Genomic DNA, 16532 nt, shown 5'->3' on the forward strand with positions numbered 1-16532 from the left:
GATGCTGACCTATCCCATTTTCTTTCAGGTCCAACAAATCTCCGATCTCGGTCAGCCGATCGGCGAGGCCAGAACGCTCAAATGCGAAAGCCCAGGCGAGTTCACGGTCGGCAAGTCGAAAGACTGCGATGTCCAGTTGGATGGAGCATCGGTTTCGCGCCAGCATCTGGTTCTCATCCTTGGTGAAGATGATGTGCGCGTGCGCGATGAGGACAGCACCAATGGAACGTTCCTGAACGGAACGCGCGTCGCCGATGCCGACGTGGTTCCTGGCGATCAGATTGAACTGCCGGGATGGCATCTCATTTTGATGGGAGCCGAAAGCGCCCAGGCTGACCAGACGCCGAAGAGCGATGCCGTTGTTTTGAGCCGGCTGATCACCGGTGATTCAGGCGAGGTGGCCGTCCCGCCGCCAATCGATCCTTACACAGAGCTTTTTGGCGGCAAGGATGAGGTCGATGTCGAGGCGTTGGCCGCAAGCGGGTTTCCGATCAGCGAGGTGAAATTCTGCGCCGTTGGCGGCGGTCTTGGATCGTTTGTTTGGGTCGATCATCTGCGCTGCTACGGCGTTCCAACCGACGACATCGCCGTCGTTGGCACCGAACGCAAATGCTATGAGACCTACAAGCGGTACTGCAAAAACAGCCAGATCCCCGACCATGAACGGTTGCGTTCGAACTCGCTCTCGCGACCGGACAATATCTGGGGATTCCCAGGTTACGCCTTGCGTGAGGTGTTCAAGGGGCAAGCGTCCGGCATCAAGGGCGTTTTCAAGGTCTTCGGTGAGCCGGCGCTTGCTGAAAGCTACACACCGCGCGCCGGCGATGTCTTCGACTCCCTGGATCGTGAAGCCAAACGCATCCAATGGGACGCGATGTATCGGCAAGGCCAGGTTCGCCGACTAAGAAAAACCAGCGATGGACGCTATTGCGTTGCCTATCAGCCTCGCGGTGAGGCGGCGGATGCCGGGCGTCCCAAGATGGCGCTGATCATCGCCGATGTCGTGCATCTGTCGACTGGTTATCCCGCGACGCGGTTTGTCGATGATTTCCAGGAATTTGTTGCCAACCACCCGGACAAGCGGCCTTTGGTTGCCAACGCCTATGAACCCCACGATCAGATCTACCGCACGATCGAACAACGCCAGGAGCCAATTTTCGTTGTTGTGCGTGGGCGCGGTATTGTCGCCAGCCGTATCCTGCAGCGGCTCAGCGAGGCGCGTGCCAAGAACCCACAAATCAAGATCATCCAATCCATGCGAAGCGCTCTGGGCGCACGTGACGGCGCGACTTATGGTCGGGCCAAGCGTGCGGTGATCAACAATGTTGAAATTCAGCCGTTCAATTGGCCGAAAGCGGCCTGGGGCGGCGATCTTCGGTTCGAGTATGAGAAAGCCGACGAGGCGCGCCGTGGTGAGATTCTCTCAACGCTGGGCGGAACATCCACGGCGCTGCGCTCTGATTGGGTGGCAATCGCCGAGCGCGGCACCGAAGAAGACTGGTATCGCGTTGTCTTTGGATCGATCAAAGAGCTTGATCCGGTGGAAGGCGCCGAAGACCGGATCCGGGTGTTGATCGAAACACCGGAAAAGCATCGCGAAGAACTCTTCGCTCACTACCTGATCGATTGCACCGGCTTAATCGCCGACATTCGCCGCTCGCCTTTCATGGCCGATCTTCTCGATACCTACGATCTGCCACGTAATCACGCCTATTCCGTACGTGGCGGTAAGGCTGAAAAGCGCGGACCGACAGGTTTGCAAGTCACCAATGATTTTGAGATCGGCGGATTGAAAAACGGCAAGGGCAGGGCCTATGCGGCTGGCACGATCACCACGGGCGGCCCCTATCTTGCGGTCGATAGTTTTCTAGGCCTGCAATATTCCGCGCTGCGATCAGTCGACCACCTAGTCACTGAGAAGACGCACAAAGTCCGCGATCTGACACCTCTGCGCTCGATGACCCAATGGCTCAAATGGGCCGTCGGTAGCGCACCTTAGGGAGGCCAAGAGCATGATTCCCACACTTGCTGGCCGCATTCAGACCCGGCTTTTTCTGTTTGTTTTTCTTGGACTTCCAATCACCGCGCTTTTTGCCTACGCGCACAATGGCTGGGCCTGGGACTGGGGTCAGGCGCAGATCTTCTTCTTGTTTCTGACCACGCTTCTTGGCGTCGGGCTGATCCTGGACTCGGTCTACATCTTCATCCAATCAGTGCGTTGGGACCGCGATTGGCCGTTCGCTTTTCAGTTCTTCTTTTCCATCATCGAGTTCGGCATCGTCGTCGGCCTGATGTTCAGCGATCTGATCCCTTGGCTGCCGATGGCGGGTGGAAAGGGGGCGATAGAGCTGCAGACTGTCACACTGCACTTTGCGAGCGTGTTCATCCCGTCTTTCCTGGCCCTTTTGGGTCCCCTGTCGGTGTTTTTCATCCGGTGGCGGTTCAAGGCCGGTCAGTTCGGGAAGCTCTAGGTCGTGAGCCGACTGGTCAAAACCTGGATACCCATTCACCTGGCGCTACTGGCGGCCGCCTACGCGCTGTTGTTTTGGCAGTCCTCTCTCACCCTTGATGTCCTGCTCGGCCTTTGGTTCTTCGTGCCTGTCGGCGTGATGGGTGCGATCATCGCCAATGCGACCGGTACGGGTGGCGGCGTGGTGTTTGTGCCAGTCTTTGCTGCGTTGCAAGACGGCGGCATTATGGTGCCAGACGCGCTGCTCAGCCTGTTGCCGCAAAACGCCAATGAGGGCGTCGCCGTTTCTTTCACCATCCAATGCTTTGGCATGTCGATAGGGGCGTTGACTTGGGCCCATGCCATCTTCGTCAAAGACAGTCTGGCGTGGGATGAAAAGATTGCGCCGCACACGCTGCTTGCGCTGGCCGCAACACCACTGGCGACTGGCATTCCAGCACTTCTTCTCACCCAGGCCTTCATTGAGATCGATGGCGCTCAATTGATTGTTTGGTTTAAGTTTTTCTCGCTGGCACTGGGCATAATTCTACTGATTTTCACCTGGGTACAGCGCCATCAATCCGCTTTAGAACGTAAGCTGACCATCGGACCGGGCGAGCTGTGGGTATTGCTCCTGCTCGGTGCATTGGGCGGGGCGGTCACGGCCTTATTCTCGGTCGGCATTGGCGAGTTTTTGGCGATCTATCTCATCCTGCGGCGCTTTCCGACAAAGGTTGCGATTGCGGTGGCCGTTTGGGTCTCGGTGATTTGCGTGTTCACCGGCTTTTGGGACAATTATTTTGCTGGTCTGGTTCGCCTGGAGATTGCACTGATTGCTGTGCCTGGTGCCATTCTCGGCGGCTTCCTCGCCAAGGGCATTGCTTCGCTGCTTGGATCGCTGTGGCTGAAAACGGCGGCATCCATATGGATTATCGCGTCAAGCGTCTACCTGCTCGTGACGTAGCGTTCGATGCGTTTCGCCTCAAATTCCCTGGAGCTCAAGAGTCGCTTCACAGGTTACGCCCTGGTCAAAGGTGCCTAGCCAAACATCCAACCGTCCGCCTTCGGTGCCATTGAAGGCCTCGATGTTGGGGATCATCAAGCGTGGTTGCAGCTGGCCGTTGGAGTCATCATCAAAATACCAAATCGTTGTCGGCGTGTTGACGAGCAGCGTGGTGTCGCAGCTTGCGGTCACCGAAAACTGCAGCCAGCCCGTTTCCGTTGACATCTCCGAGAGGAGCAGCGAAATGCTCGGCGCTTCGGAAACATAGCCGCGACCGGTCGTGTTGGGACAACTGGCGAGTGGCGCGCCGCCCCCAGCGTTGAGGCGATAGGTTGGTCTATTGGTTTGCAGAAAATTGCCGGTGAGCCCAACCGTGCGGGCAGCTCTGGCATCGAAGTCCGGGCACCCGACCGGCACTGCGCCACTGCCGTTGCCGGCGGCAGCTAGGTCAGCCAGCGCCTGATCGCGCTCCTGTTCGACCCTCGACACGTCACTGCGTGTTGCATCGAGATCGGTCTGCAGGGCCTCCACCGATTGGGTGAGCTCAGTGATTGTACCGTTTGCGGTATCCAATTGGTTCTGCAGAGCGCTGGCGTCGTCCGCGCTCATGCCACCAGCGGTTAAGGCGATGTAGGCTCCGGCGGCGACAGCTATGCCGCCACCGCCAGCCAGAACGCCACGCAGAAACTTGCCGGAACTGTCAGGGGAAGTCGATGACGCAGCTACTGGAGCGCTTGTTGCAAGCTCGGGCGGCAAAGCCCGCGTGACGGCGGCATCGAGCTTTTCTAGCCAGGTTTTGGCCGATTGTGGCCGCTCTTTCTGGGAAATCGCCAGCGAACGATCGATGAGCGAGAGAAGCACTTGGTTATGGTCGGCAAACCGACCTGACAGCGCCTCATAAGGATCCGGCTCTGCTGTCGCAACGCTTTGGATGCGCACGTCGGCGGCGGGCGGCGCCTCGCTTGCGATGGCGTGATACAAGGTTGCCCCGAGCGAATAGAGATCGCTGGCCGGGCTTTGCTCGGCACCCGTCGTGTAGAACTCGCTGGGCGAATATCCATCGGAGACAACGCGAAACGTCCCCATCTTGCGTGTTTCGGCGCGGATTTGCTGCCGGGCGGCGCCAAAATCGATCAGGATCGGTCGATCAAATCTGTCGATGCGAATATTGGACGGCTTGATGTCGCGGTGCAGTAGCCCGCTCTCATGCAGATAGGCGAGGGCATCCAGAATGCTCCGCGCCATTTCTACGACGGCGGCTGGCGTCAAGCTCTCGGCATCGGAGTTGATGACGGTCTGCAGATCATGGCCGTGGATGAAGTCCATCGCCATGTAGGCGGTGCCGTTTTCTTCAAACAGGGTTTGAACATGCACCACATTGGGATGGGAAAGGCCGGCGAGGAGCCGCGCTTCGCGCAAAAACAGATTGCGTGCTGTGCTAAATGAGGCCGCAGTCGACTCGCTGGCGGCACTAACCGAGCGGCTGGACGAGCGCGCCACAAGGCCAAGCGGGAAGCACTCTTTGAGCGCGACATCGCGATCGAGATTGTCCTTGGCTAGATAGGTTATCCCAAAACCGCCGGCGGCGATGTTGCGAATGATCTTGTATTGTCCGCCATTTAGCTCAGCCCCGACCGGTAACTCGCCCGGCGGGCCATCCGGCAAGGGACGCGTCAGTTGATCGTCGTCTGCCATGGAACCCCGATATCATACTCCGCCCCGAAGAATGGGAAGTATGACCAGACATGCGCGTCCTTGTAAATCCAGCCTGCCTCACCAATCCGAGAGACATGGTGAGGTTGACCGCCTGAGGGTTGGCGGTGCGCAATCAGGGTTTTGCGCTGCTGACGGTCATCGGGTTTGGCACGCCAGTCGGCGAAGGACGTCGCGACTCTCTGTGCTTACACGTATAATCAGGCCATTGACTTCAGGGTTTTCCAAGCGCTTAATCGATTAAGCAAAGCGGAGTTGCCATCCTGACCAGCATCAAGACCATCGCGGAAAGCTTGGGCGTTTCCTCGGCTACCGTATCCAATGCTTTGACGGGCAAAGGACGGGTATCTGCCGATATGGCCGAACGGGTGCGCCGACGTGCCGATGAGGTTGGGTTTCGCCCCAGCCTCGCGGCTCGCGCGCTGAAAACTGGGCGCAGTGGCATTCTTGGCTTTGTCATGCCGGACCTTGCCAATCCACTTTTTCCCAAACTTGCGCAGAGCGTTGAGGTCGCAGCCACAGAGGCTGGTTATGGCGTCTTGATCGCGGATTCGCGCGGCGATGCCGTTGAACAATCGGCGGCGATTGAGCGCTTGCGCCAGCGCGGCGTCGATGGGCTGGTGATCGTGCCGCATCGTGGCACGCGCCCGAAAATTCAATCGCTTCCGGCTGCGGTCATCCATACCCCATCTGATCCACTGAACACGGTCTCCTCCGATCATGCCGAAGGCGGCCGGCTGGCTGCGAGGGCTTTGCTTGGCCTTGGCCACCGATCCATCCTGATCATCGGTGGGGACCCGGCCTCAGAGGTGCAGCGCGACAGGATCGATGGGATGGTCAGCGTTCTCAACGGCAAAGTGCATCACCAGACGGCATGGACCACCGACGGCTTTCCACCGATTGCCGCGCATTGGCAGGCTGGTGTGTCTGCCGTGCTTACAACCTCCGATCTGATCGCGCTGCGTGTTTTGGGCGATGCCTATCAGGCCGACATCAAGGTGCCGCGCGATCTGAGCATCATTGGTTTTGATGATCTGCCGCTTTCCACAGCGGTACGGCCAACACTTTCTACTGTGTCGCAAGATGTTGGCCAGATCGCCGAAACGGCCGTTGCTTACTTGGATGCCGCGATCACCAAGGATCAACCAAGCCCTGACGAAATTGACCAATCCGTCATTCCAATGACCCTCACGCTTCGCGGCTCAACGGCCGCCGCACCCCATCATCAAACTGGAGAACCGTCATGAAACATCTATTCCTCACCGCCGGTGCAGTTGCGCTGGGCCTTTCGGCTGGCCTTTCAGGAGCGCAGGCCCAGGACCGGACCTTGACCATCTCGGTCTATTCCTTTGCGCAGGACGCCTACAAAGAAGCGCTCTACGATCCCTTTGAAGAAATCTGCGATTGCGAACTGGTCATCGAAACCGGCAACAGCGTCGAACGCATGGCTAAGATCGAAGCTAATGCCGCCGACCCGGTGATCGATATGGCGGTGATCTCCTCACATGATGCTCTGGCACTTGCTGAGCAAGGCTTGCTGGCGGAAATCGATACCGCTGCGCTTTCCAATCACGACCTTCTCTATCCATCAGCGCAGGACCCGCTCGGCAATGGGATGGCCGTTGGCTACACATTCTACGCCAGCTCGATCGTTTACCGGTCCGACCTTGTGACCATCGATAGCTGGGCCGATTTGCTTTCGCCTGAGTTGGCTGGCCAGGTAGCGTTGCCCAACATCACGGGCACCCAGGGTCCGCTGACCTTGATGATGCTGAACGCCGCGCTTGATCAGGACGCCGAAGATTTTTCCGCAACAATCGACTCCATCGGCGCAAGCGCCGACGACATCGTCACCTTCTACTCGCGCTCCTCTGAGCTCGCGCAGTTGATGCTGCAGGAAGAAGTCATTGCGGCCCCTGTTGGTCGCTTTGCCTGGAGCCGTTTCCAAGACACACCGTTTCCGTTTGCTTGGGCTGAGCCAGCTGAAGGGCAGGCCGGTGGCATGAACGTGATGATCATGACCAAGGACAATGGCAATGAAGAATTGGCCCTTGAGTTCATGGACTATTGGCTTTCAACGGAAGTCCAGACACGCATCGCCAATGCGCGCATCGACAACCCGGCCAACAGCGAAGTGGAAGTGAGCGAGGAGGTTGCCGAAGCGCTGACCTATGGTGCTGATCTCATCAACTCGCTGACCATTCTGCCGCCTGAAGACATCATCGCCAATCGCGATGCCTGGGTGGATCAGTGGAACCGCTCAGTCATTCAATAGAGATCGATGACGTTTGGTGGCGGGTGCACGCGCCCGCCACCGTTTGATGAGCACTGAGGCAGGGGCCGCATGTTTCAAAACCGTCGGGAAGGCTTGGCGCTGGCGCTGCCGGCGGCGATGTTCACGCTGCTGGTGTTCCTTGTGCCTGTGGCGATCTTTCTGTCAGTGGCCTTTCGCTTTGACGGCGGCTGGTCGCTTCAGGGCTATGTTCAGTTCTTTTCCGAGCCGCTCAACCAATCGGTTTTCTTCCGCACGCTGAAGCTTGGGTTTTTGGTTGCCGCGACCTCAGCGGTGATCGGCTACGCGGCAGCCTTTTGTATCGTCAATTTGGACGGCAAAGCGCGTGGCCAAATCTTCGGACTTGTCGTCTTGCCGCTGATGATTTCACCCGTGGCGCGAACCTATGCCTGGATAGTGATCTTGGGCCGGACCGGCATCGTCAACGACACAATTGTTGGCCTTGGCCTGTCGGAAACGCCGATCCGGCTCCTGTTCACCGAGACGGCCGTCTTTTTGGGGCTTTTGCAGCTCTTTCTGCCATTGATGATCATTTCATTGGTCAGCGCCATGGAAAATCTTCCCAAAGATGTGATCCCCGCTGCTCGCGTTCTTGGTGCGAGCTGGTTTCAAGTGTTCACGCGGATCATTTTGCCGCTGACCAAGGAGGGGCTCGTGATGGGGGGAACACTGGTCTTCACCGGGTCGCTGACGGCCTATATCACGCCGGCTATCCTAGGCGGCTCCAAGGTTCTGATGCTGGAAACGCTGCTCTATCAAAAGGTCAATGTCTCCAACGATTTCGTCAGTGCCAGTGTGATCGCCATGATCCTCATCGTGATGAGTTTCTCAGCCAACTTGCTGCTGAAACGCATTGCGACGGCGCGGCGCTAGGAGGAGACCCAGCATGACCACCCGATGGCCAACATGGATCATTCTCGGCCTAACACTGACTTTTCTGATCGGGCCGTTCCTGATCATCATCTTTGCCGGGCTGTCGGCGGGCAACTCGCTGGCGTTTCCGCCGCAGGGTCTGTCACTCAAATGGTACCTCAAGGTTTTCACCATTGAGAGCTTCCACGCCAGCTTTGCGCTTTCGATGTTTTTGGCCGTATTCGGAACCCTGGCCGCCTTGATTATCGGCATCCCGGCCGCCTATGCGCTCAACCGCTATGACATCCCAGGTGCGGAAACCATCAAGCTGGCGGTCGCTGCGCCGATCATCGTTCCGGGCATCATCGTCGGCCTTGCGCTGCTGCGGTATCTGGTGGTGCCGCTCGATGTGACGATCACCATGGCGCTGTTCGTCGCGCACACGGCGCTGGTGCTTCCCTATGCGGTGCGCGTGGTCTCCTCCAGTTTGCAGAATTTGCGCGTCGACATGGAAGAGGCAGCGATCCTGCTCGGCTGTTCGCGGTTGCAGGCTTTCATGAAAGTGGTGCTGCCCAACATTCAAGGCGGCGTGTTGGCGGCGTTTATCTTGGGGTTCGTGACGAGCTTCAACGAAGTGCCTGTTTCACTGTTCCTGTCCGGTCCGGGCGTGCGCACCATGCCGATCGACATGCTGTCCTACATGGAGATCACCTACGATCCGTCCGTGGCAGCCTTGTCAGCGTTGCTCGCTTTTCTCTGCGTGGCGATTGTTTTTACCGCCGAGCGCTTTCTAGGTTTCTCCCGCTATGTCTGATCCTAAAATGCCTGATGCCTTTGTTTCCCTGCAAAACCTCACGCTTGCCTATGGCGAAACCATCGCCGTGCCTGATCTCAATCTTGACATCCGCAAGGGCGAGCTGATTGCTCTTCTTGGCCCATCAGGCTGCGGCAAGACGACGACGATGCGGGCGATCGCCGGTTTGATGCCGGCCAAGACCGGGTCGATCCTGATCGATGGCCAGGACATGACACGGGTCGCCGCCAATAAGCGTGGCATCGGCCTGGTGTTCCAGTCCTACGCTTTGTTCCCGCACCTGTCGGCGTTCGAAAACGCAGCCTTTGGATTGCGCCTGCAACGGCGATCCGAAGCCGAGATCAAAGACCGCACCCAAGCAGCGCTTGAGCGCGTGGGTCTCACTCATCTGGCCACGCGCAAACCGGCAGAAATGTCCGGTGGCCAACAACAACGGCTTGCCCTTGCGCGCTCTCTGGTCATGGAACCCAAGGTGCTGTTGCTCGATGAGCCACTGTCCAATCTGGACGCGCGGCTGCGGCTGGAAATGCGCACCGAACTACAACGCCTGCAAAAAGAAACCGGCATCACCATGGTTTTTGTCACTCATGATCAGAGCGAAGCCTTAGCATTGGCGGACCGGGTGGTGTTGATGCGCGATGGCCTGATCGAGCAGATCGGCTCACCGGATGATCTTTACAACAAGCCGGTGACCGCCTTTGCAGCTGACTTTATGGGGTTTGAGAACATTTTCGCGATGGATGATTCTACGCTTTCCAGCTCCACCGGTGCTCTGCCGGTGAACTATCAAGCCGATGCCCCTTATCTTGGCTGGCGTCCTGGCGCAGTCCAGCTTGGAAAGGGCAATCATGAAGCGCGTGTGCGCAGCGTCGCATTTGCTGGAGAGCATCGCGAATATGTTCTTGATACGCCGATAGGACCGGTTCGCGCCGATGTTGATGTGACGGCGCCGGCATTCGCGGTCGACGAGACCGTGATGTTCGACCTGCCGCGGGAATCCGCACACAGCCTGAAGGCGTCCTGATGGGTGTTTGGGTCGATACAGATTTCGGTTTTGACGATCTATGGGCGCTCTTGCTGCTGCGCAGCTATGATATCGCAATTGACGGCGTGTCACTGGTTGCCGGCAACTCAACGCTTGAAAATGTCACCCGCAACGCGCTGGGCTCACGGCTTGCCTTTGATCTGGAATGGCCGTTTTACAGTGGCGCGGCGTCACCGCTGAAACGTCCCTTGCAGACCGCAGAACGCGTGCTGGGCCCGCGCGGCATGCAGACGCGCGGCGAGCATTTGCCCGAACCTCCTCAAGAGGTGTTGCCTCCAGGGGAGTCCGCTATGCTTGGCTGGCTGACCGCGAATGATGGACCTCGCGAGGTGCTTGCCTTGGGACCGCTGACGAACCTCGCGCATCTTGCTATCAATGCGCCGGATGCCTTTGCCCGAATAGACCGCCTAGTCTGGATGGGGGGCTCATCGGGGCAGGGCAATCAGACGCCATATGCGGAATTCAATGCCCACGCCGACGCCGATGCCGTTGACGTTGTGGCAAAGACCGGAGTGCGGCTGGCGATTGTCGATCTGGTTGCTTGCCATAAGGCAACCTATGGCGAGAAAGACATCCCAACCGGCATGCGGGCGCCGCTAGGCGATCTGATGGGCGGCTACATGGACATCGGCATCAGGCGAGGGCGCGACTGGATGCCGATCTATGATCCGCTGGCTGCTTTGGCCTTCGCCCATCCGAACGTCCTGACCTTTGAACCTCAGGCTCTGTCGGTCGATACGAGCTCGGCAGAAACCTATGGTCAAACCAGCTTCGAGCCACCTGACGAAAGCCACATTAGCCTGGCAACCGGCGTTGCCTCCGAGGCCGCATCGCTGTGCGTGGATGCCTTGGCGACGGTCACCGCATGAGGGAACCGCATAACCTCATAGATCCTGACCTGCGCCATCGCGCGGTGCTGGCAGCGCAAGGCAAAGCGCCATTCGATCTGTTGATTGAGGGTGGCACGCTTGTCGATCCAGTGGTCGGACAGCTGCGTCCGGCTGATATCGGGATCGTTGGTCCGCTGATTGCCAGTGTTCACGCGCCGAGCGAAGCCGGCGCGTTTGGTGCCGATGCTAGGATTGATGCGACTGGGTTGTTTCTCAGCCCAGGCCTGATCGATATGCACATGCATGTTGAAAGTTCGATGGTACTGCCCGCCGCCTACAGCAATGCCGTGCTGCCGCGCGGCGTGACGGCGGCTGTTTGGGACCCGCATGAGATCGCCAATGTGGCCGGTCATTCCGGCATAACGTTTGCGCTCGATGCGGCTAAGGCCGCGAGCCTGCGGTTCCTGCCCTTGGCGCCATCCTGCGTGCCGTCAGCTCCGGGATTTGAATCGACAGGCGCGGACTTTGATGTTGATGATCTGGAACGCTTGCTGGCCCGCGACGATGTGCACGGCGTTGCCGAGGTCATGTCGATGCACGCGTTGCTCAAGCGCACACCGCGCATGGCTGGCATCGTCCAGGCTGGGCTCGAATCCGGCAAACGCGTCTGTGGCCATGCTCGCGGCCTGACCGGTGCCTCGCTCAACGCGTATGTGGCCTCAGGTGTTCAGACCGACCACGAACTGACCTCGAACAACGATCTTTTGGCCAAGCTGCAAGCTGGCCTCACCATTGAGCTGCGCGGTTCGCATGATCATTTGCTGCCAGGTTTCGTTGAGACGCTGAATGCGCTTGAGACGTTCCCGCAAACGCTCACGCTCTGTACCGATGACGTGTTCCCCAATGATCTGCATCGCGCTGGTGGGCTTGATGATGTGGTGCGACGTCTTGTGCGTTACGGCTTGCCGCCAATCAAAGCGTTGCAGGCGGCCACGCTCAACGCCGCCACCCAACTCGGCCGCCGTGACCTTGGGCTGATCGCGCCGGGAAAACGTGCCGACATCGTTCTGTTCGAGAATCTGTCGGATTTTGTTGCCCACAAAGTGGTTCTGAATGGGACGATCGTTGCCGAACAAGGCGCAATGTTGAAACGGGACACCACCACAACGTCGCAACAGGCGCTGGAAAACACTGTCAAAACGCCGACCTTCCGGGCGAGCGACTTTGAGATACAAGCATCTGGCAAGATGGCGCGCATCGCGACCATCAAGCGGCCTCGGTTCACCGCATGGGGCGAGCGCGAAGTGCCAGTGCGCGACGGCCTGGTGGTCTGCCCGGATGACATGGCGTTGATGGCCGTCGTCAATCGGTACGGTGACAATGCCTCGCCACGCCTTGCTCTGCTGGAGGAGTGGGGAACATGGCATGGCGCGTTTGCCACCAGCGTTTCGCACGACAGCCATAATCTCACGCTGTTCGGCAGAGGCGCGGAGGACATGGCGCTCGCCGCGAACACTGTTTCTGCCATGCAGGGCGGCCTTGCCGTGGTAAAGGTCGGTGAGGTCATCGCAACATTGCCATTGCCTGTCGGCGGTTTGATGCGGGATGATGATCTGGCGGCTGTCGCCGAGGACTTTGACAGCATTGTCCAGGCGATGGACCAGGTGGTCGCTTGGCAACCGCCCTATCTCGTCTTTAAGGCGTGTTTCGGTGCATCGCTTGTCTGCAATGCCGGTCCGCATCTCAGCGATAAGGGCGTTGTGGACACGTTTGAAGGTATCCGACTTGAATCGGTGGTTTTGACCGATTGAACACGGACTTGGGTCATGATGATGGCAAGCAACGGACCTGTGATGGGCGTGGGTCTTGAATTCTCATTGCAAGTGGCCGATTCATAGCATCGTCCTCATGACTTGCATGCGACTGGCGCAACGCGTTTCGGCCTGTGCAAAAAATCCCTTACCGAAGGGTTGATTTCGGTCAGATTCGCGATTACTTCCAGCATTCTGGCGTGTGATCCGTTCGCACGCCCTTATTGTGTTGTGCGCGGCCCGTTGGCGGGGTGTCGCCGGAAACCCGTTACCGTAGGAAGGTATCCCTCCCGTGTCGGCTCTTGTTGGAGCGGCGGTGAAAGGGACGCGCCAACCCGGTGGCAAGGCCCAAAAGGCCGAGTGGCAAAAGGTAGATGATGGCAAAGACCAATCCCTTCACTTTCATGCAGGAAGTGCGGCAGGAAGTGTCCAAGGTTGTGTGGCCAACACGCCGTGAGACGACTGTGACGACGATCATGGTCTTCATCATGGTGTTCCTGGCTGCCATCTTCTTTTTGGCTGCCGATCAGGTTCTGAGCTTCATCGTTGGCCAGCTTCTGGCACTTGGCCGTTAAGGAGGCGCAGATTTATGGCATTGCGCTGGTACATTGTTCACGCCTACTCGAACTTCGAGAAAAAGGTCGCCGAGTCGATCCGTGAGGGTGCGCAGGCGGCTGGCCTGGATGCGTTGTTCGATCAGATTTTGGTGCCGACAGAGAAGGTCGTCGAAGTGCGTCGTGGCCGCAAGGTCGATACCGAGCGCAAGTTCTTCCCCGGCTATGTGCTGGTGCGCATGGAAATGACCGATGAGGCCTATCACCTCATCAAGAACACGCCGAAAGTGACCGGGTTTCTTGGCTCCGATATGAAGCCGATCCCAATTTCCGATGCTGAGGCCGAGCACATCCTCAACCAGGTGCAGGAAGGCGTGGAGCGTCCAAAACCATCGATCACGTTCGATGTCGGCGAGCAGGTGCGTGTTTCCGATGGTCCGTTTGCCTCCTTCAACGGTGTTGTCGAGGAAGTCGATGGCGAGCGTGCGCGTTTGAAAGTTTCAGTTTCGATCTTTGGCCGGGCTACGCCGGTCGAGCTCGAATATGGGCAGGTTGAAAAGCTCTAAGGGCCTTTTCTCCGCCTAACCTCCGCGTGGGAGAGATGGTCTGGTTTCGCCGCCAGGTTCTGATCGCACCACGCAACCCCAACCAGCCGCATCTCATGCGGCGCCATTAAAGGGATGACACATGGCGAAGAAGATCGCTGGTTACCTGAAGCTTCAGGTGCCTGCCGGTGCTGCCAACCCGTCGCCGCCCATCGGGCCGGCGCTTGGTCAGCGCGGTTTGAACATTATGGAATTCTGCAAGGCGTTTAACGCCAAGACGCAAGAAATGGAAAAAGGTGCACCGGTTCCGGTGGTCATCACCATCTTCCAGGATAAGTCGTTCACGTTCGAGATGAAGACGCCGCCGGTGTCGTTCTTCTTGAAAAAAGCAGCCAAATTGCAAAAGGGCGGTTCTGAGCCAGGTCGTAGCACGGCCGGTTCGATCACCCAGGCGCAACTGCGCGAGATCGCTGAACAGAAGATGACTGATCTCAACGCGACGTCTGTGGAAGGCGCCATGCAAATGGTTGCCGGTTCTGCCCGTTCGATGGGCCTGAAGGTGGAGGGCTAACCGATGGCACGTGTTTCCAAACGGCTAAAGGCCGCAGATGACGGCTTGAATCCTGATCAGCTCTATCCGGTGGATGAAGCTGTCGCGATGGTCAAAGAACGCGCCAAAGCAAAGTTCGATGAGACCATCGAAGTGGCGATGAACCTCGGCGTTGACCCGCGCCATGCGGACCAGATGGTGCGCGGCGTTGTGCAGCTTCCCAACGGCACCGGCAAGTCGGTGCGTGTGGGTGTGTTTGCACGCGGTGAAAAAGCTGACGAAGCGCGCGAAGCCGGTGCTGATGTGGTTGGCGCTGAGGATCTCGTTGAGATCGTTCAGGGCAGCACGATCGATTTCGATCGCTGTATCGCTACGCCTGACATGATGGGCCTGGTCGGTCGTCTCGGTAAGGTTCTTGGCCCACGCGGTCTGATGCCGAACCCACGCGTTGGCACGGTGACGATGGATGTCGCCAATGCCGTCAAAAACGCCAAGGGTGGTGAAGTGCAGTTCCGCGTTGAGAAAGCCGGCATTGTGCATGCCGGTGTCGGCAAGGCCTCGTTCACCGCTGAGCAGTTGGCCGAAAACGTCAAAGCGTTTGCCGATGCGGTTGCCAAAGCCAAGCCATCAGGCGCCAAAGGCACGTATATGCAGCGCGCGGCGGTGTCCTCGACCATGGGGCGCGGCGTCAAAATCGATGTTTCCAGCCTGAGCGCCTAAACGGCGCAAGGTTGTGGGTGGAGCTTGCTCCGCCAGAAGAAATCGCGGGTTGGGTTTTTTGATCCGGCCCCGGTAGGGCCGCCGGGCTCCAAAAGCTTCGGCGTCTCTTACCTGTCCGAGATTGCGGGTGCTCTAATCCTTCCTGGGAAGGCGAGGGGCTTAATCTGGAAATCCTCCAGGCCAGCATGAGACGCGAAGAGCTGAGTTTTGGGATCGTTTGTCGATTCCACAGGTCAGTTCGATCCGTTATCGGCCATCCTTCGGGCGGTCGGGGCAGGTTTTTGAACGGTGGGTACCGGGTTGCGGTGCGCACTACACTGAAACCGGCCTTGATCTCCTCCTTTGAGGAAGGATTGGCCAACTGGAGAGAGACAGTGGATAGAGCGGAAAAGCGCGAAATGGTCTCCACGCTGAACGACGTGTTTGCGTCGGCCGGCGTTGTGGTCGTTGCCCACTATGGTGGTCTTTCCGTTGCCAAAATGACCGATCTTCGCGCCAAAATGCGTGAAGCCGGTGGCACGGTCAAAGTCGCCAAAAACCGCCTTGCAAAGCTGGCTCTTGACGGCACGGACGCGGCGCACATTGCCGATCTGTTTGAAGGGCAAACACTGATTGCTTATTCGGACGATCCGGTGGCGGCGCCAAAGGTGGCCAGCGCATTTGCCAAGGATAACGAGCAACTCGTTCTTCTGGGCGGTGCAATGGGCGCCACACACTTGGACGCCAATGGCGTCAAAGCGCTGGCAACGATGCCGTCGCTTGATGAACTGCGTGCGAAGATCGTGGGTATGATTCAAACCCCGGCAACGCGTATCGCGCAGGTCGTCAATGCACCGGCTGGTGGGTTGGCACGTGTGGTCCAAGCCTATGCTGACAAGGGCGAAGCGGCGTAAGCGGCTTTCACAAACTGATCGAACAGACCTCGTAAGGAACTGAAACTAATGGCAAATCTTGAACAACTCGTGGACGACCTGTCCAACCTCACCGTTTTGGAAGCTGCTGAGCTTTCCAAGATGCTCGAAGAAAAGTGGGGCGTTTCCGCCGCTGCTCCAGTGGCTGTTGCCGCTGCTGGCGGTGCAGCTGGTGGTGCTGCAGAAGCTGCTGAAGAAAAGGACGAGTTCGACGTCGTCCTGACTGCAGCTGGCGATAAGAAAATCAACGTCATCAAAGAAGTGCGTGCCATCACCGGTCTTGGCCTGAAAGAAGCCAAGGATCTGGTTGAAGGCGCACCGAAGCCTGTCAAGGAAGGCGTTGCCAAAGCCGAAGCTGAAGAGCTGAAGAAGAAGCTCGAAGAAGCTGGTGCTTCGGTCGAACTGAAGTAGGGCCTCGGCCCGCCAAAGCGTGGCTGCGACT

16 protein-coding genes and 1 pseudogene are annotated in these 16532 nt (G+C 58.3%); 16 read left to right on the forward strand and 1 reads right to left on the reverse strand.

The features are described 5' to 3' along the window. The first annotated feature begins 1 nt into the window (after window position 1). From JJ917_03905 to JJ917_03915, 3 genes are read left to right on the forward strand one after another with little or no spacing between them, the layout of a single operon-like run. Complete coding sequence (locus tag JJ917_03905; protein ID MBO6697956.1) at window positions 2–1999, forward strand: FHA domain-containing protein; 1998 nt, start codon at window positions 2–4, stop codon at window positions 1997–1999. 13 nt (window positions 2000–2012) lie between these two features. Then, window positions 2013–2471 carry a hypothetical protein gene (locus tag JJ917_03910; protein ID MBO6697957.1) on the forward strand — a complete coding sequence of 153 codons (459 nt, stop codon included), beginning with the start codon at window positions 2013–2015 and terminating at the stop codon, window positions 2469–2471. A gap of 3 nt (window positions 2472–2474) precedes the next feature. Further along, window positions 2475–3413: a sulfite exporter TauE/SafE family protein gene (locus JJ917_03915; protein ID MBO6697958.1), complete on the forward strand. Its 939-nt coding sequence runs from the start codon at window positions 2475–2477 to the stop codon at window positions 3411–3413. Between the two features lie 18 nt (window positions 3414–3431). Here JJ917_03915 and JJ917_03920 read toward each other — a convergent pair whose 3' ends face one another. Continuing rightward, entirely contained in the window at window positions 3432–5147 is a 1716-nt protein-coding gene (locus JJ917_03920) for a serine/threonine protein kinase (protein ID MBO6697959.1), read from the reverse strand. A 299-nt stretch (window positions 5148–5446) separates the two neighbouring features. On the opposite strand from JJ917_03920, the pseudogene JJ917_03925 reads away from it, so the two are divergent. The 13 genes and pseudogenes from JJ917_03925 to rplL all read left to right on the forward strand — a co-directional run bounded on the left by JJ917_03925 (window position 5447) and on the right by rplL (window position 16501). Then, window positions 5447–6412 (forward strand): annotated as a pseudogene (locus JJ917_03925) (LacI family DNA-binding transcriptional regulator). Then, window positions 6409–7440, forward strand: coding sequence for an extracellular solute-binding protein (locus JJ917_03930; GenBank protein MBO6697960.1), 1032 nt, complete (start codon window positions 6409–6411; stop codon window positions 7438–7440). Before JJ917_03925 ends, JJ917_03930 begins: the two are co-directional and overlap by 4 nt. A 69-nt stretch (window positions 7441–7509) precedes the next feature. After that, complete coding sequence (locus tag JJ917_03935; protein ID MBO6697961.1) at window positions 7510–8331, forward strand: ABC transporter permease; 822 nt, start codon at window positions 7510–7512, stop codon at window positions 8329–8331. A gap of 13 nt (window positions 8332–8344) precedes the next feature. Next, window positions 8345–9124, forward strand: a complete 780-nt coding sequence (locus JJ917_03940; GenBank protein MBO6697962.1) for an ABC transporter permease — start codon at window positions 8345–8347, stop codon at window positions 9122–9124. Window positions 9125–9131: 7 nt separating this feature from the next. Beyond that, window positions 9132–10148, forward strand: coding sequence for an ABC transporter ATP-binding protein (locus JJ917_03945; GenBank protein MBO6697963.1), 1017 nt, complete (start codon window positions 9132–9134; stop codon window positions 10146–10148). Beyond that, complete coding sequence (locus JJ917_03950; protein ID MBO6697964.1) at window positions 10148–11038, forward strand: nucleoside hydrolase; 891 nt, start codon at window positions 10148–10150, stop codon at window positions 11036–11038. The genes JJ917_03945 and JJ917_03950 overlap by 1 nt, the downstream gene beginning before the upstream one ends. Next, window positions 11035–12810 carry an adenine deaminase gene (locus JJ917_03955; GenBank protein ID MBO6697965.1) on the forward strand — a complete coding sequence of 592 codons (1776 nt, stop codon included), beginning with the start codon at window positions 11035–11037 and terminating at the stop codon, window positions 12808–12810. Before JJ917_03950 ends, JJ917_03955 begins: the two co-directional genes overlap by 4 nt. Before the next feature lie 377 nt (window positions 12811–13187). Further along, a complete protein-coding gene (gene secE / locus JJ917_03960) occupies window positions 13188–13385 on the forward strand; it encodes a preprotein translocase subunit SecE (protein MBO6697966.1) in 198 nt (65 codons plus the stop codon). Window positions 13386–13399: 14 nt separating this feature from the next. Continuing rightward, window positions 13400–13930, forward strand: a complete 531-nt coding sequence (gene nusG, locus JJ917_03965) for a transcription termination/antitermination protein NusG (protein ID MBO6697967.1) — start codon at window positions 13400–13402, stop codon at window positions 13928–13930. Window positions 13931–14051: 121 nt separating this feature from the next. Then, a complete protein-coding gene (gene rplK / locus JJ917_03970; protein MBO6697968.1) occupies window positions 14052–14480 on the forward strand; it encodes a 50S ribosomal protein L11 in 429 nt (142 codons plus the stop codon). 3 nt (window positions 14481–14483) lie between these two features. After that, complete coding sequence (rplA, locus tag JJ917_03975) at window positions 14484–15179, forward strand: 50S ribosomal protein L1 (GenBank protein ID MBO6697969.1); 696 nt, start codon at window positions 14484–14486, stop codon at window positions 15177–15179. Between the two features lie 374 nt (window positions 15180–15553). Further along, window positions 15554–16072 (forward strand): 50S ribosomal protein L10, encoded by a 519-nt coding sequence (gene rplJ, locus JJ917_03980; protein ID MBO6697970.1) that lies wholly within the window; start codon window positions 15554–15556, stop codon window positions 16070–16072. Between the two features lie 48 nt (window positions 16073–16120). After that, window positions 16121–16501, forward strand: a complete 381-nt coding sequence (gene rplL / locus JJ917_03985; protein MBO6697971.1) for a 50S ribosomal protein L7/L12 — start codon at window positions 16121–16123, stop codon at window positions 16499–16501. Window positions 16502–16532 lie beyond the last annotated feature (31 nt).

The organism is Hyphomicrobiales bacterium, assembly GCA_017642935.1.
Taxonomy (GTDB): Bacteria; Pseudomonadota; Alphaproteobacteria; order Rhizobiales; family MH13; genus MH13.